The 24423-nt window shown below is 40.1% G+C and carries 23 protein-coding genes, 8 tRNA genes and 1 rRNA gene; 27 read left to right on the top strand and 5 right to left on the bottom strand.

The window, feature by feature from the left end:
- Positions 1-156 precede the first annotated feature (156 nt).
- The 7 genes from rrf to CHX35_RS04275 all read left to right on the top strand — a co-directional run bounded on the left by rrf (position 157) and on the right by CHX35_RS04275 (position 1914).
- A 5S ribosomal RNA gene (gene rrf / locus CHX35_RS04305) occupies positions 157-273 on the top strand.
- Positions 274-454: 181 nt separating this feature from the next.
- Complete coding sequence (locus CHX35_RS04300; RefSeq protein WP_091834429.1) at positions 455-772, top strand: heavy metal-binding domain-containing protein; 318 nt, start codon at positions 455-457, stop codon at positions 770-772.
- A gap of 4 nt (positions 773-776) precedes the next feature.
- On the top strand, positions 777-1007 hold the full coding sequence (locus CHX35_RS04295; protein ID WP_091834426.1) for a hypothetical protein: 231 nt from the start codon (positions 777-779) through the stop codon (positions 1005-1007).
- A gap of 506 nt (positions 1008-1513) precedes the next feature.
- A tRNA-Ser gene (locus tag CHX35_RS04290) sits at positions 1514-1606 on the top strand.
- Positions 1607-1671: 65 nt separating this feature from the next.
- Positions 1672-1747, top strand: a tRNA-Phe gene (locus CHX35_RS04285).
- Positions 1748-1754: 7 nt separating this feature from the next.
- Positions 1755-1830, top strand: a tRNA-Thr gene (locus CHX35_RS04280).
- 10 nt (positions 1831-1840) lie between these two features.
- Positions 1841-1914 (top strand) — tRNA-Trp (locus CHX35_RS04275).
- Between the two features lies 1 nt (position 1915).
- Here the strand turns inward: CHX35_RS04275 and CHX35_RS04270 are convergent.
- Entirely contained in the window at positions 1916-2341 is a 426-nt protein-coding gene (locus CHX35_RS04270) for a YugN family protein (protein ID WP_091834424.1), read from the bottom strand.
- Between the two features lie 57 nt (positions 2342-2398).
- Here CHX35_RS04270 and CHX35_RS04265 point away from each other — a divergent pair.
- From CHX35_RS04265 to CHX35_RS04230, 9 genes are all read left to right on the top strand, one after another.
- A tRNA-Cys gene (locus CHX35_RS04265) sits at positions 2399-2472 on the top strand.
- Positions 2473-2776: 304 nt separating this feature from the next.
- Positions 2777-3736 (top strand): tyrosine-type recombinase/integrase, encoded by a 960-nt coding sequence (locus CHX35_RS04260; protein WP_091834421.1) that lies wholly within the window; start codon positions 2777-2779, stop codon positions 3734-3736.
- Positions 3737-4420: 684 nt separating this feature from the next.
- The gene (locus tag CHX35_RS04255) at positions 4421-4747 is read left to right on the top strand and encodes a helix-turn-helix domain-containing protein (protein ID WP_091834418.1); all 327 of its coding nucleotides are present in this window, start codon (positions 4421-4423) and stop codon (positions 4745-4747) included.
- 176 nt (positions 4748-4923) lie between these two features.
- Entirely contained in the window at positions 4924-5808 is an 885-nt protein-coding gene (locus tag CHX35_RS04250) for a helix-turn-helix domain-containing protein (protein ID WP_091834415.1), read from the top strand.
- 232 nt (positions 5809-6040) lie between these two features.
- Positions 6041-6235, top strand: a complete 195-nt coding sequence (locus CHX35_RS04245) for a hypothetical protein (protein ID WP_091834412.1) — start codon at positions 6041-6043, stop codon at positions 6233-6235.
- Between the two features lie 139 nt (positions 6236-6374).
- Positions 6375-6506 (top strand): hypothetical protein, encoded by a 132-nt coding sequence (locus CHX35_RS17980; protein ID WP_281252049.1) that lies wholly within the window; start codon positions 6375-6377, stop codon positions 6504-6506.
- Positions 6507-6586: 80 nt separating this feature from the next.
- Positions 6587-6799 (top strand): hypothetical protein, encoded by a 213-nt coding sequence (locus CHX35_RS04240; RefSeq protein ID WP_091834409.1) that lies wholly within the window; start codon positions 6587-6589, stop codon positions 6797-6799.
- Positions 6796-7005, top strand: coding sequence for a hypothetical protein (locus CHX35_RS04235; protein WP_091834406.1), 210 nt, complete (start codon positions 6796-6798; stop codon positions 7003-7005). The genes CHX35_RS04240 and CHX35_RS04235 overlap by 4 nt, the downstream gene beginning before the upstream one ends.
- A 201-nt stretch (positions 7006-7206) precedes the next feature.
- Entirely contained in the window at positions 7207-7467 is a 261-nt protein-coding gene (locus CHX35_RS04230) for a hypothetical protein (protein ID WP_140413542.1), read from the top strand.
- Positions 7468-8276: 809 nt separating this feature from the next.
- Here CHX35_RS04230 and CHX35_RS17225 read toward each other — a convergent pair.
- On the bottom strand, positions 8277-8651 hold the full coding sequence (locus tag CHX35_RS17225; RefSeq protein ID WP_140413541.1) for a hypothetical protein: 375 nt from the start codon (positions 8649-8651) through the stop codon (positions 8277-8279).
- Positions 8652-8805: 154 nt separating this feature from the next.
- On the opposite strand from CHX35_RS17225, the gene CHX35_RS04225 reads away from it, so the two are divergent.
- Entirely contained in the window at positions 8806-10923 is a 2118-nt protein-coding gene (locus CHX35_RS04225; RefSeq protein ID WP_091834400.1) for a DUF3238 domain-containing protein, read from the top strand.
- Positions 10924-11251: 328 nt separating this feature from the next.
- Here CHX35_RS04225 and CHX35_RS04215 read toward each other — a convergent pair whose 3' ends face one another.
- Positions 11252-11911, bottom strand: coding sequence for an LPD29 domain-containing protein (locus CHX35_RS04215; RefSeq protein ID WP_281252051.1), 660 nt, complete (start codon positions 11909-11911; stop codon positions 11252-11254).
- Positions 11912-12115: 204 nt separating this feature from the next.
- Between CHX35_RS04215 and CHX35_RS04210 the strand changes: the two genes are divergently transcribed.
- The 4 genes from CHX35_RS04210 (at position 12116) to CHX35_RS04195 (ending at position 17047) form a co-directional block, all read left to right on the top strand.
- Positions 12116-12346 (top strand): helix-turn-helix domain-containing protein, encoded by a 231-nt coding sequence (locus CHX35_RS04210; RefSeq protein ID WP_091834393.1) that lies wholly within the window; start codon positions 12116-12118, stop codon positions 12344-12346.
- 227 nt (positions 12347-12573) lie between these two features.
- Entirely contained in the window at positions 12574-13080 is a 507-nt protein-coding gene (locus CHX35_RS04205; protein WP_140413539.1) for a hypothetical protein, read from the top strand.
- Positions 13005-15512 (top strand): UvrD-helicase domain-containing protein, encoded by a 2508-nt coding sequence (locus CHX35_RS04200; RefSeq protein WP_091834387.1) that lies wholly within the window; start codon positions 13005-13007, stop codon positions 15510-15512. The genes CHX35_RS04205 and CHX35_RS04200 overlap by 76 nt, the downstream gene beginning before the upstream one ends.
- Before the next feature lie 221 nt (positions 15513-15733).
- Positions 15734-17047 (top strand): vWA domain-containing protein, encoded by a 1314-nt coding sequence (locus CHX35_RS04195; protein ID WP_091834384.1) that lies wholly within the window; start codon positions 15734-15736, stop codon positions 17045-17047.
- Positions 17048-17392: 345 nt separating this feature from the next.
- Here CHX35_RS04195 and CHX35_RS04190 read toward each other — a convergent pair whose 3' ends face one another.
- On the bottom strand, positions 17393-17863 hold the full coding sequence (locus tag CHX35_RS04190) for a tyrosine-type recombinase/integrase (protein WP_091834380.1): 471 nt from the start codon (positions 17861-17863) through the stop codon (positions 17393-17395).
- A gap of 617 nt (positions 17864-18480) precedes the next feature.
- Between CHX35_RS04190 and CHX35_RS04185 the strand changes: the two genes are divergently transcribed.
- The 6 genes from CHX35_RS04185 to CHX35_RS04160 all read left to right on the top strand — a co-directional run bounded on the left by CHX35_RS04185 (position 18481) and on the right by CHX35_RS04160 (position 22748).
- Positions 18481-18568, top strand: a tRNA-Leu gene (locus CHX35_RS04185).
- 4 nt (positions 18569-18572) lie between these two features.
- Positions 18573-18649 (top strand) — tRNA-Arg (locus CHX35_RS04180).
- A gap of 209 nt (positions 18650-18858) precedes the next feature.
- Positions 18859-20343 carry a spore germination protein gene (locus tag CHX35_RS04175; RefSeq protein ID WP_176391878.1) on the top strand — a complete coding sequence of 495 codons (1485 nt, stop codon included), beginning with the start codon at positions 18859-18861 and terminating at the stop codon, positions 20341-20343.
- Entirely contained in the window at positions 20340-21461 is a 1122-nt protein-coding gene (locus CHX35_RS04170) for a GerAB/ArcD/ProY family transporter (RefSeq protein WP_091834374.1), read from the top strand. Before CHX35_RS04175 ends, CHX35_RS04170 begins: the two co-directional genes overlap by 4 nt.
- A complete protein-coding gene (locus tag CHX35_RS04165; RefSeq protein WP_176391877.1) occupies positions 21458-22561 on the top strand; it encodes a Ger(x)C family spore germination protein in 1104 nt (367 codons plus the stop codon). The genes CHX35_RS04170 and CHX35_RS04165 overlap by 4 nt, the downstream gene beginning before the upstream one ends.
- Positions 22562-22671: 110 nt before the next feature.
- Positions 22672-22748 (top strand) — tRNA-Arg (locus tag CHX35_RS04160).
- A gap of 44 nt (positions 22749-22792) precedes the next feature.
- On the opposite strand, the gene CHX35_RS04155 is transcribed toward CHX35_RS04160, so the two are convergent.
- A complete protein-coding gene (locus CHX35_RS04155) occupies positions 22793-24241 on the bottom strand; it encodes a glycosyl hydrolase family 18 protein (protein WP_176391876.1) in 1449 nt (482 codons plus the stop codon).
- Between the last annotated feature and the right edge of the window lie 182 nt (positions 24242-24423).

The raw sequence follows: 24423 nt of genomic DNA, 5'->3' as shown, positions 1-24423 counted from the left end.
GAGGTAGATCGGTCTGAGGTGTAAGCACAGCAATGTGTTCAGCTGACAGATACGAATCGGTCGAGGACTTCTCCTGCATTCATTCTTAAATGCTTTACTCCAATCCGGTTTTCAGGGTGCAACCCTGTATAGGAAAACCACAACGTTTTCCATCTGTCTGGTGACGATGGCGGAGGGGATCCACCCGTTCCCATCCCGAACACGGAAGTTAAGCCCTCCTGCGCCGATGGTACTTGGGGCGCGAGCCCCTGGGAGAGTAGGGCGTTGCCGGGCAACACACGAAGCACTCACATTGCGTGAGTGCTTCTTTCGTATAGTAGTTAATGGGTAGGAGTTCGCCACTTTTCCTATATAATGAATAGGTGAGTGCAACGAACAGTTTGTGATGCAGTGGAACTGATTCTATATGGATCGGTGTCTGCATTAATTCTATTCAGAAAGAAGGGGACTTTGTATGCTCGTCGTAACCACAGAGAATATCCCGGGTTATAGGGTTGTAGAAGTGAAAGGAAACGCATTTGGGCTGATCGTTCGTGCAAGAGGCATTGGTGGCGACATTATGGCAGGACTTCGTTCACTGGTAGGCGGTGAGATCAAGGAGTACACGAGCCTATTAGAAGATGCGCGTAGACAGGCGATTGATCGCATGATAAAAAATGCCAACGCGATGGGAGCGAATGCCATCGTCATGTTTCGTTTTGATTCAGGTTCCATGGGCAACATGGGTGAAGTTGTCGCATATGGTACGGCGGTGGTCGTAGAAAAGGAGTAGGGTGATGTTATTAAATTTGATTCACTATCTTCCTTTTCAACTGATTGTATTGGGGATTGCGCTGTTATTATCATGGTTCATCGATAAACGTCCCCATGCTGGTCATGATGAAAAGGTGCCGCCTGGATTTGAGTCAACAAATGAAGTGACAATCGATCCTGTCACAAATGAAAAACGCCGCGTGTATTATCATCCAGAGACTGGAGAGCGTTACTATCGCGTAGAGAAGGAATAGTAGGGTAACCATAAAAGAAAGAGTCGTTCCCTATAATGATTTTTTGGGGATGACTTTTTTATTTAAAATTTTTTGCGACTGCGTTTTGTCCATCAATTGATAAAAGAGTTTATTAGACGGAGAATTAATATTTTAGAAATTGGTGTATTTCATGGTTTGTGGTCACGATAGTCAAACCATGCCGCAAGGTACTTTTTTCTTAAATTATATCAAAAAACTTCCTCATCTACGTAAGTTTCCAGACTGAAAAATAGTATTGACACCGATTGCAACCCATGATAACATAGATCTTGTCGCCACTTATAGAGTGGTTGTAGGATAAGAACAATTCTTTCATAATATGACGAAATTTGAAATGAATTACTTGATTTTTTAGTAGATCGATGTTATGATTGTCATTGCGTCCGTTTAAAATACAAGCCATGAAAGTGATTTGGTGCAAACTGAATTATTTGGCTCATTTATTGGGCGGATGTTGATATCATATTCACATTTTTAAGGGTTATGGAGAGGTGTCCGAGCTGGCCGAAGGAGCACGATTGGAAATCGTGTAGGCGGTTACCTCCGTCTCGAGGGTTCGAATCCCTCCCTCTCCGCCATTCACGTTAGGTCAATTTTGATCTTGACTTAACCAGAGGCATCAGTTAAGATAGCTATTACTTGCGGTTCGGTAGCTCAGTCGGTAGAGCAGAGGACTGAAAATCCTCGTGTCGGCGGTTCGATTCCGTCCCGAACCACCATATTTGTGCCGGTGTAGCTCAACTGGTAGAGCAACTGACTTGTAATCAGTAGGTTGGGGGTTCAAGTCCTCTCGCCGGCACCAAATATGTTTTAGGGGCGTAGTTCAATGGTAGAACAGAGGTCTCCAAAACCTCAAATGCGGGTTCGATCCCTGCCGCCCCTGCCATTTAATCAATTGCTTCCTTTTCGAAACGCTTTTCTAGTTGAGTTAACTCACAACGTGCTCGATCAAGCCATTCTTGTTCCACATAATCATCTTTATCGGCTGGATCGGAAAATTGGCTAAAGGTACTGGTTATTAGACCAGCATCAGCGGTTGTGTCTGGACCTGTTTTGAAGGGATGTTTCAATACGAAGGGTTGTCCAATTTGTAGTTGTGCTTTACGAGTACCAATGCTTCCTGATAAGGCAATCACAGGGATACGTAAGTAGGTTTGATGACCTTGGGTTGTTTCCCAGTCGAGAACTTTGTCATAACAAGCATGATCATACTCATATCCACCACCAAGCACAAATCCTTCTTCATTCATCACACGGTCAATGGCGATAAAGGGTCCCTCCTGATTTTCTAGGGAGGAAGGTAGTTGTATCATGGTAAGTCCTCCTTTCGCCTTTAGTTTGTGACATTGGTCTCATCCTCATTCCATTACGGCGGCATAGCCAAGTGGTAAGGCAGAGGACTGCAAATCCTTTACCCCCGGTTCGAATCCGGGTGCCGCCTCCATAATTTGCTTGATTTTGCGGATGTGGCGGAATCGGCAGACGCGCTAGATTCAGGTTCACTCGTTTATTTTGCGAGGAGGTTCTGAATTTTTTTGTATAGTAGCGAGGGTCTATCGAAGCCTATACGCAAGCATTTTTAAGGGTTTTACATTTCGATTGTAACCGACATAAGATTCCCCTTGATATTACGCGGTTTTCGACACTTTTTGTAGAATCTAGCGTAACGTAGGTAACGAATCTTGTGCGTTTATACCGCCTCATAGTCGCTGATTGAAGAAAAAGACGCGATTAGGAGGCGGTTTTTTATGTCCAGAAAACGCAGAGTAAATACCATTCATGTAGGGGAAGATACCCAGGGCGGCACGATTTTGTCCCTTGAAGCAGAAGAGTTTGAGATTGCCTTGAAAACCTTTATTAGAAATTGTCGTATCAAGAATTTAACGGAAGAAAGTATTAAGTACTACCGTCAAGCAATTAATAAATTCGCGCAGGTTTGCGGTAAATCGCGACCTGTGGATATCACTCAAGAAGATGTGGAAAACGCAATTTTAAATATGCGCAGTAAGAAATTAAGTGACTCAGCTTTAAACTCATACATCCGCGGATGGCGCCCCTTTTTTAGGTACCTGCATGAACAAGCCTTCATCCCTGAGAATCCAACCGCGAACATTAAGTTGCTTAAAGCCGAAAAAAAGGTGATTCAGGCATTCAGTAAAGAGCAAATGAAGCACCTTTTATCCATTCCCGATAAAGAAACGTTTACGGGTTACCGTAATTTTTGTATGATGGAACTTCTTTTTGATACAGGAATAAGGGTATCTGAACTTGCAAGCATTAAATTGACCGACATCAATTGGCCTGAAAGATCGATTACGGTATTCGGCAAAGGACGTAAAGAGCGAAATGTCCCTTTCCAATTGACCGTAGAACGTCACTTAAAAGAGTATGTTAAAATTCGTGGACGCCTTGATCACGATTTTCTATTTATTAATATTGATAATAACCCTATTGCGGTTCGTTCCGTTCAAGATGAAATCAAAAAAGTTGGAGACATATCAGGTATAAAGGGTGTACGTGTATCTCCGCATACCTTCCGCCACACCTTCGCGAAATTCTACATTTTAAATGGTGGCGACGCCTTTTCCCTGCAACAAATATTAGGACACACCTCCTTGGATGTTGTGAGGCTGTATGTTTCACTGTTTGGAACAGATATCGCGGGTCAGCATCGAAAATTTTCTCCGCTTGACCGTTTAAATGATTAACATGCTCTCAGCGCTAACCAGAGCCCCGTCAAGCAACGATAGCGTTTTTGGCATATAACTTGTATCACCCTAATTTAAACTAAGCTTAAAACGATTCTCACAAGGAGTTTTGTCAGGAACTGTGCCGCAATCTGGTCTTACCCCCTTTACACTCGCGAAAGCGGGTGTTTTTTTTATGTAAACGCCAAACGTTCCTAAGTGAGAAAAAAACTTTCCCAAAAACACGAAAAAACCTAATCGTATTACGAACTAGATCAGTAAGAGCAAAAACCACTTACGAAAGGAGCCGCCATATGTCCGAAGTATACATTCGCACAGGAACGACACGATCGATGATGTATCATGAAATTTTTGATCTGTACCATCTGCGAAAAAAGCTAAATTCAATGACTCCTAGCAGATGAAGAGAAAATTTCCCAAAAACACGAAAAACCTGTGACTCGCTTTAAACATAGTCAGTAAGAGCAAAAAACAATGACACGAAAGGAGAGCCGCCATATGTCCGAAGTCTACATCCGCACAGGAACGACACGATCTGGTTTTATGTTTTATCCCGGAAATTAATTCGTCAAAAAACGCCAAACAGAAGTGGAAAGTCAAAAACTTCCCTTAAAACACGAAAAAACCTGAACTCATTTCGGACTTAGTAAGTAAGGAACGAAAACACTTGAAAGGAGGCACGCGATGAGCGAACGTATTTTTGTAAAACTCTATATTGATGCAGTTCACGCAGGAATGGTCGCAGACATGGGCGCAGATAATTGGCACACTCTTTGCGTACTTGCTTCGTTCATTGATAAAGACGGAACTTGTTATCCTTCGCAAGAGTACCTAGCTGATCGAATGGGGGTGAAGACAAGAGAAGCGGCTAACCGGCGAATAAAAGCTTTATGTGAATATCGGTGGGAAGGTAGAACTGTTGTGACGAAGGAAAAGGTTCGAGGTAAAGGACAGATGTTCGCGAATAACAAGTATTACTTTACTGAGGTATCTCCCTTTGCAATTAGATAATTAATGTATTTAAGAAAGTGATTTTTATGTACATTTTACCCTCTCGGATCTAAAGGTATATGTAGGGAGAAAGTGAGTTATCAGAACTTAGTATTTAATCGGGTTAATGTATATTTTACGAGTGTCGCATATTGCGGCACTTTTTTTAAAATCAAAATTGAGAAGGGGTTGGAAAAATGAAAAATAAATACCAAGGAAAGACTGACGAGCACCTTTACTTTAGCGACATCAGACGCTACTATGACGAAAATGGAGAAGAGCGTATTTCCGCACCAGCAGACACGCACAAAGTCATTAGCCTTGCGCAGAGTGAGGCTTATAAGCGAAAGGTTGCACTGAAAGATCGCGGTAAGGTGTGGGTTGCGTGCTACCATGAGCCTATCCGCAGTGTAGTAAAGAAATTAACGTTAATCGAGGCAGGGGCTATTATTAAGCTTCTGCCTTATTTGCGCTTTAAGAGTGAGGGGAGGTTGATTAATGAAGGGAAGCCACTGAAACAGAAGGATATTCAAAAAGTGTTAGGGCGCGGTAAGAAGGCGACAAGCTCTATTTTAAACAAGTTAAAGAAGCTAGGTATTATTGAAGTAGACAAAATCGAAACAAGTAATGAGTACCGTTTAAATAGTGGGTACCATAGTATGGGCTTTGTTGAAAAGGCACATTTTACGAAGTTATACCAAGTAAAGACACGAGAAATTATTGAGAACCTAACGATTAGTCAAACAGGCATGCTTTATAAATTACTGCCGTTTTTTCATTATGAAAGGTACTTTCTTTGCGCAAACCCTAATGAAAAAGATCCTGAATTTATTAGACTCCTGACCCGCGAAGACTTAGCGGTACTCACCGGACATAGTCGCGAAACTGTGTCAAGGATGATGAATGCTTTATGTGATGAAGGGGTGATTATGCAATTAAGTACAGCCGGAGTTGAAGCGGTTATTGTACACCCAGATGTCATGTTCCGTCTTAACAGTGAGACCGAGCACACTCGTGTTGTTCGCAAACAGTTTGAGCATTTACGCCAACATCACGAGCAAAGAAACCAAATTAAAAAGTAGACCGTGTGACGAAAACGAACCCTTTCCCCCCATTTTGCGTGACGAAAACGACCCCTTTGAAAAGTACCATAAACCGCGTCATTACAGGCTAAACTAGACTTTTTTGAGTAGATGTTCTCTTTTATCTTGTCAGTATTTCGTTAAGAAGCGAAACATGCCGGGTGGCTTCCAGCAGGCTTATCGGAGACTTTTCGAAGACTTTCCGCAAGTAAAAACTAGGAGGAATTACTTTATGAAAAAAGTTATCGTAGTTGGTGTAATTAGCGCAGTGTTGGCAATTGTCATGGTGTTTGCTGATAAACCGAACAGTGGCGTTCATGTGGCGCAAGATAGACCGGGTGGTAGCGTAATGGTGGCGCAGGATAGCCCTGGAGGACGTATTACCGCAAAAGACAGTATTCAAATGCGGCATAATGATGGGCATTAAGACGTTTAGTTTGTAGGATTTAAAGATTTTTAAATGCTAACTGCACGACGTAAGGAGTGCAATCTTTTGACTTTGTTTTTCGGGCGCCAAATAACAATGGTTGCCCTTATTTTTTTTATTTAACGAGAGGAGAAAAGTTATGAAACGATTAGAAGCGCAACATTACGAAGTCATTAAATATCTAGCGCTACCTATGAAAGGCGGTAAGTCAATTACGGAAATTGCTAAGATGTGGTCGGTAAGAGCCGCAAGACAGTACACCAATGATTAAACAAGCCATTATTCCAGGAGGAATTAAAGCGTCAAACCCTACAGAACGTAGCGAATAAACTGCCGGATGTTCTCGCAAGTGTGCACCATGAAGCATTAAACGGTAGTGCTAAACATGCTGAAATGTTATTAAATATGGCGAATGTACTGAAGAATAACGTTAAAGTTGAGCAGAGTACTAATCATTCCATCGAATTAAGAACAGATAATATTATGCAAGAATTTGAAGAGTATTTAAAGAAGGACGAAACTGATGACGGGAATACCGCGAGTGCTGGGAGTGATGACGAATGAGGATATTAGTGTGTGCGTGGTGTAGAGGAATGGTACGAGTAGAGGAGGTATCAGAAGAAGACGCGAAGAATGGATCGGTGGGTTATTTAACGGTGAAGAACGGAAGAGCGGTATGTAGTCCGAAATGTTTTGCAAAGTATAATTGCGCAGTGGATATGATTGAGTCGCGATTAGAAGAAGAGGAAGAGAATGAGGACGAGGGATAACGTAAGTTAGCGTAAGATGCCGCTGTAGTGGCGGCATTACATATAAAGAAAAAGATAAAAGACAAGAACAAAGTCAAAACATTGCACTCCTAACGTCGTGCAGTTGGCAAGTACAATTCTTACTTACTTATATATTTAACCTCGCGCAAAGAAAGGGGTAAACAAAGAAAGGAGAAGGAGAAAGACTTTATGAAAGAGCATATGGCGACATTCGCGAAGCATATCGTTATTGTTATCGGTAATCCCATCGCTACACTTGCGGAACTGGGGCTTGATGATTGCGGTAGTATTTACAGAACAGAAGAGCGATACTTACCGCGTGTGCTCGTTGATTGCGGAGTGTTTCCGTCTACATCTGCGGTAAGGAAGAATAGAACCGATCTGTTATTGACGTTAGATAAATTGGATTGGTTAACGTTTAGGATCGGTAAGAGATGCGTGGATATCGTTGTGGGCGAATAGTGGCGTAATAAGTGTATGTGTTACATTGCGATAGGGTTGCGTAATGGTAGCGATATATGGCGATAGATGGCGTTATTATATAGAGTGCTACTATAGGAAGGAATAGATTACGTGGGGTGGCGGTAGGGTGGCGCAATGGCGGCGGCTATTTAAAAGCGGGGGAGTATCGCTTAGTAATATGGGGGTACCTTTTATCGCGATAGGGGGTACTTAATTTGCCCGCTGTCCCCTTCTGAAGGACGGCACCCCTAAAATATTTCCGGGTGATTCGACATGACCGTACCTATCCTACTGTAGTGCTACCTTGCGTATGCATGATCCTATACAGTGATACAGGTTGAATTGCGGTAATACAGCGCGGGTATGCGGTAGGGTACGCAGGGGTAGCGGCAGGGTACCGCACCATATATCGTAAGGGATACGCATGGTATAGCGGTATGGTGGCGTGTGGGTAGCGCTGGTGTATATATGTAGGTGCTGTAGTATACCCACTATAGGTATGTGCGATGCTAGGTATGACGCGGGTTGTGCCCGATGCCGAATGTAGCTCAAGTAGATTGAACAACATTCATTATTAATCAAAACGTTTAAATATAAGTTGCTGAATTGCGATGTTATGGCGTAGGAGTGGCGGTAACTAACAAAAAAGGGCGACCCCCAGGCGAAGGGGCGAAATGGGGTGGGACTGGTGTGCGGAAATTGCGTGTTATAAAAATAATGTTTGTAAGGTTGAAGAGGTGCAATTGGCATAATAAATCACTTTCGAAAATAATAGGAAAAGCGATAGCTGCCCAACACATGGATCACATTTATTTATCCGGTCTGTAGAGAAATAATAAACGATCTACTAACCAATATACAAAAGAAAATATAAGAGATGTTAGGTAAATAGAATAGCCTCCATAAATACCAATAATAAATAATACTTTTATCTTACCAGATAATATAAGTAAAAAAAGTGGGGTTGCAAGTGCCCCCAGCCAACATAAACAAAAAGTATATAACGGATTATTATTTGTTAATTTTTCAGCAAAATAAGAGATACTTCCACCATATATTAATGACAACGGCAAAACTAAATAAAAATAAAATAAAATCAAAAAATTACCATTATTATTAAATAATAAAAAAAACAATAGAGAACAGACAACACTGGATATAAACTTTCTCGCTATTATATTCAAATCAATACAACCCCTTTTAAAATGTTATTACGATAATATCAACCACCAAAGAATGTAGAAGATTAATAAAGCTTTACACTAATATAGGATTAGTGTACCATAACTAATAAGATTTGAAAATATTAATAATGAGGTGATTATTATCAAGAAAATAATGTTAGTTATCTTTTTATTTTCATTTTGTTTGACAACTAATGAACCAGTCGTTTATGGAAATAATAGCGAAAATGAATTTAGGAATATTTCTATTAATCCAAATGTTTACAACATAAAAATAAAATGGGAGAATATAGGTGATAATTATAAATTAGACTTAGTTGTAGACAATAATAAAATTAAAGAATACTGGTCCGGTAAGGAAAATAATGTATTAATTGATAAATTGGAAGAAGATCATATATATAAATTTATATTAAAAGCATATGATAATAATGGGAAATTGATAAATTATGCTAAAATAAGCACTAAAACGCTAAAATCAAATAAATTAATGACAAAAAACAAAACATATATAAAGAGTAAATTAGATAAAAACAAAAAAATAAATAGCTTAAATTATCATATGGATAACGCATATATAAATAGTATCATTCAAAATAAATCAACCATATTGAGTTGGTATAATTTACCTAATGATAAAGAGAAGTATAAAGTTTATAAAAATAATAAGCTTATTGCAGAAGTGACAGGAAACAATTTTGTTGATAAAGACATAAGCTATACAAAAATAGATCGTTACAATATAGTTGGATATAAAAATATTCCACATAATGTTGTGGAAGAAAAAAACAAAAAATTAAAGTCAATTGGCGAATCTGTTAGCTCTACAGAGAAAAAAGAATTAAAGCATGAAAGAAAAGAACTTGGAATAATTATCAATCGCGATAATTCAAACAATAAAAACAAAGTAAAAAATAGTAAAAGCAAAATTAATAGGAGTCCTGATATTGAATGGCGTCCTGGATATATACTACAGTATACAACATTCATACCTTTAGAAAGCGCTCCTAATCCATATTGTACTATTATGGGAATTGATGGAGTTGATATTCCCTATTATTGCGCAGATTTTCTTGGTTCTCAAGGTTATGATAGTTTTCATGGTGATGGTAGGACATTTGATCCTTGGACATCAACAAAATTTAGAACCAGGTCAACTGCATATTTTAATTGGGATAATGAAACTGGTGAGATTGTTAAAAAAATAAAACATATTCCAGAGACTGGTGAGACTATAGGATATAAAGATGGTAAGGAAGTTGCTAGAGGTAAAGCACCTGAATCCGATATGAAAATTGAAGATGAAAGTTTCGGAGATGATTGGGCTTCTTTTAAAATGTTCTTAGCATCTAGTAATCCTTTAGTATTAGCTCCTGATATTGATGCATTTTACTATGCTAAAGTCCATAAAAATGGAGATGGTGAATACTATGGTGTTCATGATCAAGCGCCCTCTCACGAATTTTATATGGGAATTGATGCATCTGAATTTTCGTATCCTATCCACCAGCAGGAACATCAAGGGTTTAATTATTTATGGGCATTATGGCCAAGAACAGAGTGGCAAGTTAGCGTTGTAGATTGGGAAGCTACTGGGGATACTCAATATAGAGATGATGAAGAAATAGAAAACTCACAATGGAAAAATATTGGAGATGATAATATAGGTGAACGCTTTTCAAATGTGACTAATACGGTTGATTTCACCGGTGATGATTTTAAAGTGAAATTCTGGAGTTACAACGGAGATATAGAATCAACTTATGAGCTATATGAAAAAGACGAAGAGGGTAATCCGTCAGATTTTATTGGATCGTGTAAAGTGAAAGGTGTGCTTAGTGAGTGCGTATGGAATAATGTTAGTAAGTATATAGATGGAAGTAACAAAAAGGCAGAGTTGTTTTTAAAAAAGAAATCCGATGATAAAAGAACAGATAAAGTCAATTTCTACAGTAGGAGCTGGACAAAGATAGGGGAGGATTTGGATTTTTCATCAGAAAGTAAACGTGTATATTCTACAGGTGGAAGTTTTAAAGTGAAATTATGGTTATCCCCTTCCAATATAACCTCCGGTACTTATGCACTTTACGAAAAGGACGAAGAAGGTAATCCTTCTGATTTTATAGGAAATTGCAAAATTGATGGTAATCCGCAAGAGTGTACATGGGATAATATTGATAAGTTTGTAGATGGTAAAAATAAAAAAGCGGAATTGTTTATAAAAAAAATAGAGGGAAAAAATGATAAAGCAAAAGTATATTTCTATGATTAATTAATTAACAAATAAAATTAACTATTAAGAGTCGCTACTGTGTTGAATGAGCGGCTCTTTTACTTATGTGGGATATTTGTATGGGCTAAATAAGGAGTAACTATGAACGATAAACTAGAAAAATTAGCAGAATTAGAACACGAACAATGGGCGCGCTGGATAATCTTACACCGCAAAACATCGCAAGATGGCGCAGACAGATCGAAACACCATATTCGGATTTAACCGAGAAGGAAAAGGACTCTGATCGTAATTGGGCGCGGAAGGCGCTGAACTTGCTTGATGTATGAAAAACAGCCCTCACGGGCTGTTTATTAGTGGGTTTATATCACTGTTGTGTGGTATACTTTGTGTGCGCTGTATCTTTTTGCGGCTCATCGGTGGCACCCGATGGGTCGTTTCCTGTTTGAGGCGGAGTAATTAGCCCCAACTCTTTTAACTCCTCAGTGATATCTTGACCGGATTTATGTTTCCCAATTAGCTCGCTTGCTTGTGCCTTTGTCAATGCCCACTCGGTGGTATTACAACCAGTCATCCGGTGTAAAGCCATTCGCTGACGGTAGGTAGCTGGATTCTCTGGGTTTTTCATTGACCATTGTTTCTTGGACGAAGCCTCTTCTTTTATGTGTTTCCGTTCTTCATATATCTGGGCGACTGTTTTATGAAACCATTTTCCGTAATCCCAGCTCCCTCTTTCAAAGTTCTCTGGCATCGCCGCTTCTATCTCTGCTCTGGTTTCCCTCGTCCATTCATTTTCTGCGGAAATGTACAAGTTTCCACCACTCAAAATTTCACCCCATTCATCCCTTCGTACCTCTCTAAAAGGATGTATCACTTTTTCGACTGCACCTACAGTGGGAAAATCCGTCCAACTAATTCGAACGCTACTTCCCATACTAAAGTACTCCGATCTTACCGAGAACTTAGCACCAGGAAATTTGTCTTTCAATACCTTCCGCAACTGCTTTGCTACTTCTTTTGCGCCTATATAATCAGCCTCCTAGTGGTTTTATCCTTGGCCCGCGCATGTCATGGCGTGGCTTCCCTGGAATAATGACTAAAATTATTAGCCTCACCATCATTATATGACTAATTATATTAGCCGTCAAGTGGTTTTGACTAATTTATTTGGTCATTGACTATTTATTTTAGCCTGATTACAATGAGGGGAAAGGAGGAGGTGTGGGTGGTTATGCAAAAAGTAAAAATTCGATCAGGGTTGAAGGAATTTGCTGATAGAAGAGGTCTTTCTATTCGTCAAATTGCCGAAGAAATTGGAATGGCGAAAAGTTGGGAATCTGTTCGGCGATTTGCAAGTAATGAGAGTACAAAGTATTCCCGAGACATCTTGGAAAAGTTAATAAGTCGCTACGACTGCGACCTAGAGGAATTACTGATAGTGGAGAAAGTAGAACAAGAATAGAAAGTCGTCCTGTGATAGCGACGGCTCTGTTAATTGCAGTGGAATTTCTGGATTTATATAATAATAAAATGTAGTATTAAGAAGAGGGGATTGCATTGTCATAAATTTATGGTGAGGTGAAATAAGTGATATCTTTTTTAGTGGGTTTATATAAGAAATATCGATTGAAAACAATCTCTACGAAGGCTAATCTCCACTTGGTAAGTTTGAAGGTGAAGCATAAGACGTTGGACTTACTAATTAAAGACTTACCTAAATATCGCGACATCATTACAGATGAAGAGTATAAACAAATGGAACAAAAGCAGTTAGATCAAAATGAATATTTAAGAAAAGGGAATCCATTTGCGATAGATCTTAAAACCTTATCTTATTATGAGAAAGAAAAGGAATGGATTCAGGAAACAAAACAGTACCATGAGATATTAAAAAAATATACAGAGCTAAATGATAGCTTCAACTCGAAATTACACTTACTTGGGGAAGAAAAAGAACGGGTCAACCGTGAGAATAAAAAATATATGGATAGAGTAGGTCATTTTATAGAGGATGTATCCATCGCAAAACAAGATTACTTTACTGCCTCCATGAAGAAACGATTTGAGGCAAACTATTTAGAAGCCTACTCCTATTTAATGACGGAAAGAAATCGAAGGATGTGCGAGTCAGTGAGTTTCTCCAGGTATTCTCGAAACTCAGCGATAAAATATCCAACTGGAACAAGGAATACATAGATCGTGAACTCGAAGAAAATAGGAGCTTATTTGATGACATAGATGGAAAATCACTAGACGCACAACAGCGAATTGCTGTAGTCACGGATGAGGATAGTAATTTAGTGCTTGCTGGGGCGGGAAGCGGTAAGACACTAACGATATCGGGGAAGGTAAAATATCTAGTTGATAAAAAGAAGATTGCACCAGAAAAAATCCTGCTTATCTCATATACGAGAAAAGCGGCGGAAGAGATGACGGATCGCATTGTTAAGAAGCTTAATGTAAATGTACAATCTAGCACCTTTCATAAACTAGGTTTAGAGATTATCAAAGAGTATAGAGGTAATCGACCCAGTATTGCGGAAGAAAATGCTTTGTCAAATGCAGTAGAGCACTATATTGAAAAAGAGTTGTATCAGGATAAAAAACAAGTTGAACGTATTATCAAGTTTTTTAGTTATTACATAAACATACCTAGGGACTATAGTGATTTTAAAACTTTAGGGGAGTACCATGAACACTGTAAAAACTTAGAGTTTGTGCCCTTGAAGGAGAAGGTAAATAAAAAGGTATTTATAGATAATGCAAGTGATACACGTAAGAAAGAATTGAAAACATTAAAAAAAGAGAAAGTAAAAAGTATAGAAGAGGTTATGATAGCTAATTTCTTGTTCCTAAACAGTGTGGAATATGTTTATGAAGAGAATTATAAGCATAAGACAGAAGATGCGCGATTTAGACAATATAAGCCTGACTTTTATTTGCCAGAGTATGATATTTATCTTGAACACTTCGGATTATCAGAAGATGGTCGTGTTCCTTGGTTAAGTGGCGGAGAAGCACAAAAATATCTTGATGGTGTTAAATGGAAACGTAATTTGCATAAAGAGCACGGTACAAAAATGATTGAAACCTACTCTTATTACAACAAAAAGGGGATATTATTTACAAAACTACGTGAAGAACTAGAAAGTAATGGTATAAAGATGTATGAGATTGATTACCAAGAGATTTTTTCTATTATTTTCAATCAAGACCAGAAAGAAAAGCATTTTGGAGATTTTATTAAATTAATATCTACTTTTATTGGATTGTTTAAATCAAATGGATACACAGAAAATACTCTTTATGATTTTATAGAGAAGAATAAAAAGGAAGAGAATAACGCCTTTATTCGAGACAGAACGGACATATTTTTTAATTTCATTAAACCCATTTATATGCACTATGAAGATAAATTATCTGGCAAAAAAGAAATCGACTTCAATGATATGATCAATCAAGCAACTGAAATTATACAATCTGGCGAAGTGACACGGGACTACAAATACATCATGATTGATGAATACCAGGATATATCCCAAAGTCGTTTTAATCTAGTTCAAGCCATACAGGAACAAACCAGTGCTAAAGTGGTGTGTGTGGGAGATGACTGGCAATCGATTTATAGATTTGCCGGCAGTGATGTACAGTTATTTACGGAGTTTGGGAAATTCTTCGGGAATCACGAACTCATGAGAATTGAGAAAACATACAGGAACTCTCAAGAATTAATCGATGTAGCTGGTAACTTTGTTATGCAAAATCCTAGCCAGTTAATAAAGAACCTCACTTCATCTAAACAAGTAGTAGAAGAGAGCCCAATTAAAATTATTGGATTTGATAACAATATTCAGAAAGCCTTGGTGGATGCCATTGATCAAATCGTAACTAATTATGGTGAAGATGCGGAAATCATGTTACTGGGGAGAAATAAGTCTGATTTAGATAAAGTAATTGACTCCGCTGATTTTAAAAAGAAGTATGATCGGAAGGCGAATTTTTTTACTGTGGTATATAACAAATACCATGATGTGAAACTATTTTTTCTGACTGCTCACCGTTCCAAAGGACTTGAAGCAAGTCACGTTATTTTGATTAATGCTGACAATAAAATAAATGGATTTCCTAATAAAATGGTGGACGACCCCATACAGTCATGGGTACTCACTGATAGCGATGATTACTTATACGGTGAAGAGAGACGGCTCTTTTATGTAGCACTTACCCGAACCAAAAATGATTGTTATATCCTGACGCAAGAAGAGAGAATGTCTGCCTTTGTGCGAGAGTTAATCAATGAGTATAAGATTCCTTATCAATCCGTCACAAAAGGGAAAAGTGTCTTAAACAATCCTAATTGCCCGAGATGTAAATCAGGATATCTAACTCGAAAAGAAAAAACTAATTTTATATTCTGTACTAACTTTTCTGGTGGGTGTGATTATAAAGCCCACAATTCAGAGCTAATTGATAACCCGATACTCTGTGATTCATGTGGTGATTTTATGGTTGTTCGGAAAGGGCCAAGAGGCGAATTTTTAGGTTGTAATAACTACCGATTTGAAGTATGTAGCAATTCGAAAGACCTTCCAAAAGGATATAAGAAACGAAAAAGTGCTAAGGGATAGCTTGTAAATGAAGCTTTACGCTTTTACTTAGCAGTTAGAAGAGCAGTGACATTGAAGTTTCCTTTAATTTTTATCGTATCTGTAGTAATGATCGTGTGAGTAATGAATGGAGACGAAATCCTCAGCTGATGCGATATTTGAAACCATTATAGAATTGGTACGTATATGCTATAGCAGGTCAGATTTGAGCGCTTCATATGTTATAGGAGGAAATTAACTCTATGAAAAATCTACAGAAGGTTTGGTTACTTGGATTTATTATTGTATTGATGATGAGTGGTTGCGCTAATGCCACAAAAGAAGCATCTACAAGTCCAACGGGTAAAAGTGATCCCAAAAATCGCAAAGTCGCAATTAAAATTGAGGACATCCTTAAGGGAAAAGAAGGAGAATACGCAGGGGATGGTTACGATAAAAACAAAGTGGAGCAAGAACTCGACAAGATACCGAAGAACGCCTCCGATGAAGAGGTATTTAACCGCATCGTTGCTTTAGTTGGCGAAGACTTTCGTCCCGAGAAAAAAGCTTATGATGAGTTAGATCCTAAATATAATCGGGCAGGGAAAAAGCCAGGCGATGATGTTAAAAAACCGGAACGCAAACCTACAAATATAGCCATTCTGCTAGATAGCAGTGGGAGCATGTCTTCGCAAGTTAGCGGAGGACAAAAAATGACCGTTGCAAAGGAGGCGGTGCAAGAATTTGCTGACAAGGCTCCAAAAGAAGCAATGGTGTCATTAATCGCTTATGGACATAAGGGGAGCAACAGACAAGCAGATAAAAAGAAATCATGCAAGGCTATTGAAACATTGTACCCGTTAAGTACGATAAATAAATCTGAATTTAATACGGCCCTATCGTCCCTTAAGCCAACGGGTTGGACTCCTTTAGCGGGTGCGATCCGTCAAGCAAAAGATGCTTTTGCTAGCAAAGGGATTGATCAATCGGATAATGTTGTATTTGTCGTGAGCGATGGGTTAGAAACCTGCGGAGGGAATCCAGCAAAGGAAGCAAAAAAACTCGCAGAGGCGAACATTAAGGCAACGGTTAACATTATCGGCTTTGATGTGAATAATAAGGAACAACAACAATTAAAAGAAGTGGCTGAAGCGGGTGGGGGAGCGTTTTTTAAAGCGCAATCCAAAGAAGATTTACAAGACTACTTTAATAAGCAGTATGATGACATGTGGCAAAAGTGGATAGATTATAAAAACAATGCAATAGAAAATAATTTAGATCAAAATTCCGACAAAACAAGATCGCTATTAGATATACATGACAGTACAATTGATAAGATGGCAAATGAGTCAGATAGATTCCCAGATGCTATCACGTATATAAATAAAAATAATAATCTTAACAAGTTAGATTATTACAATTCAAAAAGAGGAATTGCCTTAGATTCGTTTTTTTCAAATAGATATGTTGAATTATCAGATAAGAAAAGCAAAAACTACATAGACTCATCTGATCAACTAGATAAAGACGTCAAAGACGGCCTTGACTCCGTAGAAGAAAACAGAAAAGACCAGTAACACTTATTCCCGAAACGGTGAGGGATTCTAAAATAAATGATTAGATAGAGAAGCCTTTCAACCTCTTAACTAGGGATGGAAGGCTTTATACTGTTTTTGAAGTTTTTCTCCTTTTAGAGATTAGATTACTGTATCTTCCAAAGTATATATCTGACACTCTCTCAACTCAAGAAAAACAGGGTTCTACGGGCTTTTAATATAATCCGAATAGTTTTGACATTAAGACAAAGAAAAATAAGCTTAGAAGGGTGCACAGAAGAAGTTTTTACAAACTACAACTCAATGCCTCCGTACACCCGATCCATTTCGTCTTGATTAAAACCGAGGTAGCGGTATGTCTCGCGCTCACTCGAATGGTTCAACGCTTTGGAGATGCGCTGTTTTCTCACCACTAATAAACCGCCAATATGCCCATGTCTTGCGCAGACTGTGGGTATTTATATTGTCTTTAATACCTGCTTTTGTTGCGGCATTCTTCAATGCCCGCCCAGCTTGTACGCTAGTAATCGGTTGATTCATCCCTTTTCGCGACTTAAATAGAAATTCTTCATCAGTCATATCATCAGTCAGAAAGTTGGATAGTTCGCGTTGTATGGCGCCATTCAATAAAAATTTCTTCGGTTTATTGGTCTTTTGTTCGCGGATGGAAAGATGTGTAGCACCACGCACGTCTCTGACTTTGAGCCGCAGGAGATCGGAGATGCGAAGCGCGCTATTGATCCCCATGACGAATAATAGGCGGTCACGTGGCGAGAGATGCCGTTTCATTGCGTTGATTTCTCTCTTGGATCTGATGGGTTCGACGGTTTCCATCATATCACTCGCTCCTTTAACACTATAGAGTTTATCATTTTTTACTAACTAGAGATTACGCCCAGAACCGCAGTTCCCTTACTTTATCGTGTTAGACGAACCGCATCATTACATCTAAGGATCGGAAGTATGGAAAGGTGCGGCAGTGACAAGTCGTAAATACCGCGTAGCCTACACATGGATGTTTCACAACTGGGAGCAAATACCGAGAGACGTACGAATGATTATTGAATCGGCGTTACCGCATTATTCGCTATATCCGACATCGAAAAGAACGTTTCAAGAGTTAAAAGAAGAGATAGCGCCATATACTGTTGAGGACGCGATGAATTTAAAGCGTTGGTAAGCGATAAATGTGATTAGGAGCGGAGGAGAGGCGGTTCATCCGTTTATTGCGCAAATGGCGGCACCCCCTGTATCGTAATTCGAGTAAATCAAACTTTTTTCATCAAAATCGTTGACTTTATCGTGCAAAGAGTGTAATATCAATCTTGCGACTTTGAGGCGCGCTTTTCTGGGGTCTAGCGCATAGCCTATCGGAAGCAATCGGAATTTGAAAGAATCTAGGCGCATAGGGCGAAAAAAGCGCATAGGAAAAACCCTAGAAACGTTGTCACTATGCGGATGTGGCGGAATCGGCAGACGCGCTAGATTCAGGTTCTAGTGGTCATTATGATCGTGGAGGTTCAAGTCCTCTCATCCGCACCAATATGTGCCCTTAGCTCAGCTGGATAGAGCGTCTGACTACGGATCAGAAGGTCGGGGGTTCGAATCCTCCAGGGCACGCCAAAAAACACCGAAATTCGGTGTTTTTTTATTGCTGGAAGTTCTCTGATGGCCTTGTATCATGAGTGTGTTGTTCATCGAAAAAATAAATGATGGGAAACAAAAGAGCAAACGTCGCAAACTAGACGTTTGCTCTTTTTTGCTATCCTTTACATGGAACATTTCGATTACGGAGAGACTAGGTGTTAGCTACTCATCGTGGGGGAATGGACGTGGGCGATAGAAGGCGACATCGGAAGAAAGGAATGGCGGCCGCTTGGAATAAACAAGTGGAGTCTGAACGTAATACCGAGGATTTTGTGTATAGCAGTTATCCCGATATGCTTCGGCCCTATTCGATTTCGTATTATCGTACCTTGGTGAATCACAAAACGTTACACGAAGTGATTTTACCGATCCTAGAAAAAGCCAAATTTTATAACGATGAAACGCTGCGCAAAGCGATGCCTGTCGAAGAAGTGGAGTTAACCCATGATGTGAAAAAGGCACGTGAAAAATTACTGCAGGGTTATGTTCTCGTATTACTGGAGAAAGGTTCCCAAGCGGGAGTGCTCATTCCTGCACCCATCAAGATAGGTCGGTCAGTCACGACGCCTGAGGTGGAATTTACGGTCCTCGGGCCCAAAGAGGCCTTTGTGGAGAGTTTAGATACCAACTTGGGACTTGTACGTCATCGATTGCCAATCACCGATCTGCAGGTACACCACTTTGAAGTAGGCGCTAATTCGAAGACCAATGTTGCGGTGTTATATATTGAAGGGATAGCCAACCAAAAAAATGTCAACATCGTAGAAGAGCGCATTGCTACCATGCACTATGATGAGGTGATGGATAGCTCTTTTGTGGCTCAGATGATTGCCGATAAACCCAATTCAATCTTTCCGCAACTATTGGACACAGAGCGTCCTGACCGGGTAGCGGGAGTACTGGTCGAAGGAAAAGTTGTCATCATGGTGGATGGATCCCCCCAGGCATTGATTGGACCCGCTACTCTCATGGAGTATTTTACGGCTGTGGATGATTATTATATGCCTTGGCAAATTGCTAGTTTTTTTCGTGTGATCCGACTGGTATCCACTTTCCTATCCTTTTTAGGATCCCCCTTATATGTGGCTGTTCTTACTTATCATTATGAACTTTTACCAACCGACCTGATGGGGGTTCTTATTACCTCAAGAGAAACGGTTCCCTTCCCTCCTTTTTTAGAGGCCGTTGTTCTCGAATGGTCGATTGAATTAATTCGAGAAGCGGGTGCGAGGTTACCCACAAAAATCGGTCTAACGATTGGGATTGTTGGCGGTATTGTTATTGGAACAGCCTCAGTAGAAGCAGGCTTAACTAGTAACATTCTATTGATCGTGGTTGCTGCATCGGCTTTAAGTACCTTTACCACACCCATTTATCAAATGGGAAACACCGCACGGTTTATTCGCTTTCCGATTCTTTTGATGGCTCAGCTTTGGGGGCTCCTTGGGGTCGCTCTTGCCTTCTTCTTTTTGATCACGCATTTATTACGACTGACTTCCTTAGACAACCCCTATCTAGAGCCCTTGTATCCCTTACGTATTACTGATTTTAAGGATAGTTTTCTACGGCTCCCCTTTATGTTCCAAGGAAAAAGGCCCATTCAGGTGGAGTCAGAAAATCGTCGACGTAATTCAGGAGAAGATGCCTCACATGGAGGTTCCAATGAATGAGCAAACAAGGAGAAGTCGCTCTTACTAATTTACAGAAACAACAAGATGAAAAGGTATCGGGCATCCATGTCTTTTTCCTGATTCACTCCGTACAATCGGGTGTGGGTGGACTAAGTTTTCAGCGTGAGATTACCGAAGTCGCAGGCCATGATAGTTGGATGGCTGTCCTCTTGGGCGGGGTACTTGTTAATCTTGCTATTTTTTTTATGTACTTAGCTCTTAAGAAGAGGGGGGAGGATGTCGTAGCCCTTCATCAACGCATACTGGGCTCGCGTCTAGGAATGATATTTAGTCTCATGTTTATGGTGTATTTTATATCAACAGGCGCGGCTGTACTACGTACCTATATTGAATTGGTGCAAGTGTGGGTGTTTCCTGAGATATCGACGTGGTCGATTAGCCTTGTGCTTATTTTATTAATCTATTACGTTATATCCGGTGGGTTTCAAGTTGTCGTGGGGATTTCTGTTCTAAGCGTAATCTTGCCTTTCTACCTATTACTGTTGCTGGTTTTTCCCCTCCAACATGCCGATTTCACTAATTTACTCCCGATTGGTCAACTATCTTTTAAGGAATTGATGGGTGCGACAAAGGCCATGACCTTTAGTTACCTTGGGTTCTGTACGCTATTAATGTATTACCCATTACTTAAAGACGGCCCCCGTACGCAAAAGTTTGCGCATATTGGTGCGTCATACACGACACTAATTTATTTTGTTGTCATTTTAATTTCTGTTGCTTACTACTCTGAAAAACAGCTATTAGCCAATGTATGGCCAACCTTTGGTTTATTTAAGATCGTGCGATTTCCTTTTGTTGAACGGTTTGAATACGTTGGTGTGGCGACATGGTCCTTTGTGATCTTGGATAATGTCTGTCTATTGCTTTGGGCGAGTCATCGTGTGTTAAAGCGTTTATGGCCGCAATCCCGCAGCATCCTTTTCATGGTCATCGTGTTGTCCCTCATTTTTTTGGAAAACATTTTGTTAACTGGACGAAGAGACATTGCCACCTTTAATCAGTGGGTGACTTATTGGGGATTGGGAATCAATTTTTTATACCTTCCATTGCTTTATTTACTAGGGCTTGCTAAGGGATGGAGGGGGAGGGCGACATGAAGGGTCAACGAATGAGAAGCTATTTATCCTATATGTTAGCAACCGGATTGATCTTGCTTCCTTTAGGGGGTTGTCTACAGACGAAAGTAATTGATAATCTCGATTATATTACTGCAGTAGCCTACGATTGGGAAAATGAAAAATATATTCGTGGCACTGTGGCTGTGCCGTTTTATTTACCCGACCGCAGTGTGAAAAATGCTACCTATCAAGAAGTGACCCAATTAAGTAAAGAGATGCGAGAGAAGATGAATAAACTGACCCCCAATCCGCTAGTAAGTGGCAAGTTAGAGGTAGGTCTCTTTGGTACGGAGATGGCAAGAAAAAAAGGAATTATGGATGTCCTTGATTCATGGCAACGGGATCCTTTTATTGGGCGACGTGCCTATTTGGCAGTAGTTGATGGCAATGCAGGGGATCTATTATTAAAAGCGATTAAGAAAAAGGAGATTGGAGAGTCGATCGCAAAGTTAATTCAACACAATATTGAGCATGGACGCATTCCGGATACCAACTTTCATCATTTCATCAATGTTTATTATCGCGAAAATGGGGATCCATGGCTTCCCTTGTTAACCTTGGAACAAAGAAAGCCAATGCTTAAAGGGATGGCTTTATTTAAGAAAGGAAAAATGAAAGGGAAGATCGAAACCATCCAGGAAATGGCGATATTCACCTTCATGCACTGGGATCGAACAGAATCAACTGGGGTGAAATTTGTTACGAAGAAGGGGGTAATGGGTTTTCTTCGGGTAACAGAGATTCACCGTAAAATTAAGGTTGTGCAATCAGGCAATATGCCCTCGGTTCATGTGAAATTAGATATTCATGGGAATCTCGAAGAGATTCATGGTGTACGACAAGCGACGGATAAGGTAATTCCGGAGTTAGAACACCTTGTAGAAAAAGAACTGCAGTATCAAGGTCAGAAGCTAATTCAGAAACTGCAACGCTGGAACGTTGATCCGTTAGGCTATAGTGAAGCGGCTCGAATACATGATCGACACTTCGATGCCAAGGCTTGGTCGAAGCAGTATCCACATATTAAGGTGAAGATCACATGTCGTGTTCACATCGATGAATATGGCATTGTGGATTAAATTATTTTTGTTGTGAAAAAGCCTTGACTTAAGGATACGCCTATTATAATATATATCTTGTCGCTGTTGATGAACCAGGCGACGTTGACAAAGACAGATCATAGAAATATGTGCCCTTAGCTCAGCTGGATAGAGCGTCTGACTACGGATCAGAAGGTCGGGGGTTCGAATCCTCCAGGGCACGCCAAAAGCACCGAGATTTTCTCGGTGCTTTTTTTGTTGTGTTGTTTGTTAGGGGTCCTTTGCTAACAATGGCCATACATTCGGGTCTTCTGCACCAAGATACCAGAGCGACCACCTGTGGATATGAGGGTGATCGTGCAGAATTAGTTGGAGCTTAGAATGGATACTCAGCGAGTCGGGAACACATCCCGTGAAGGGAGTAGAGGACTTAACCAATCGATAACAGGGATCTTCCCCATGCTTTGTTTGAAGTGGATGGGCCCCTGCTTGTTGCCATTGTTTTAGTTGATTATAAAGAAGAGGGAATTGACGATTCGTTTTGGACCAGTAGTAACCCTGAGCAGACAAGCTGATGGTGATCTTTTTGTCTGGAATTTCTTGTTCTGCTAGGGTAAGCACGTGTTCAAGCCAGTTCGAAGGAGCGGATGGTCCAGGCTCTCCCCAACTGTAATTCCAAGCCATTATTTTTACATGATCAGCAGCTTTGCCGATTCGCTTCCAATCTTGAGCACGTTGGGGTGCTGTTTCTCCTGGAGTAGAGGTTTTCGGGTGAACAGAAACAGCCAGAGAACGGTGATGTTGATGAAGGGAGAAGGCTAACTCTTCAATAAAAAGACAGAAATAGTCCCGATCTTTTTCGAATAGGGGTTGGAATTGAATCTCCACCCCATCAAAATGATTCCATTCTACCCATTGAGTAATATGATGGACGATTTTTTTACGCTGCTTGTCCGTCTTTAGAAGCGTATGCGTCATGGACGGGGAATTTACGTTTCCCAATACCGGGATAATCGTCATTTTTGATCGGTGTGCGGTTTGGATGACTCTTTTGCTGAGGCTTGCCCCTTTACGTAGATGAATGGTTCCATCAGGCGTTAAATCGTAGCCGAGGGGGTTAATCTCATCAATTTGGGTCGCATGTTTGGTCAAAAGGGTAGATGTCTTGTTACTCTCCCACCAGGGCAGCCAGACGGATAAATGCAATTTTCCTTTGAAGGAATGAGGGAGCGGGTGTTGTTTCCACCACAAAGAGAGTGGAGGTGGATTGGAGGACTGGAACATCGATGGCTGTGGTTGATGTGATTGACTCGGATTTCGCCAGTTATTGTGCAGGATTTGCTGAGTGTTAGGAGGTAGTTCGAGTGGTCTTTTTATGGAGTCCGTTGGCCCAAGAAACGGTGGCCTTCTTCCAGGTGTCCACCAATCGGCGGGGTTATCCGATTCATCGATCGCCATGTTAGGTGATTCAGGTCCACTCTCTTTGATGCGTGGATCATCTAGAGGGTCCGTAGGTAGAGCTCCGTGGGTGGAGATTTTTTGCGGTTCATATAGCTTGCTTGCTATCAAGACTCTTCCAACCCAAAAGCTCCCTCCTAGCAACAACAGGAAAAACAAAAGAAAAAATAATCGTTTCCACCACCCGATCAGCGTTAATCTTCTTTGAGCAGTCTTAGGGGTTTTTGTAGACTTCCGTCGAAGGTCAAAGTGGCTACGCAAAATACGTCCCTCCCTGGATGGGATACACCCTACGATACTTAATAAATCCATTGATTTGTATGTAGTAATTATATAAATAATTGAGTTGGAGTGTGCTTTTATTTTATTGTTGAATTAAATTGGAAATAAAAATAAAATATCCGAATTTATCACTATTTAAAGGGAGGTATTTGGGTATTTTT

Origin of the sequence: Marininema halotolerans, assembly GCF_900116235.1 — a bacterium.
In the GTDB taxonomy this organism is placed as follows: Bacteria; Bacillota; Bacilli; order Thermoactinomycetales; family DSM-45169; genus Marininema; species Marininema halotolerans.
This window is presented reverse-complemented; position numbering and strand designations above follow the sequence as displayed.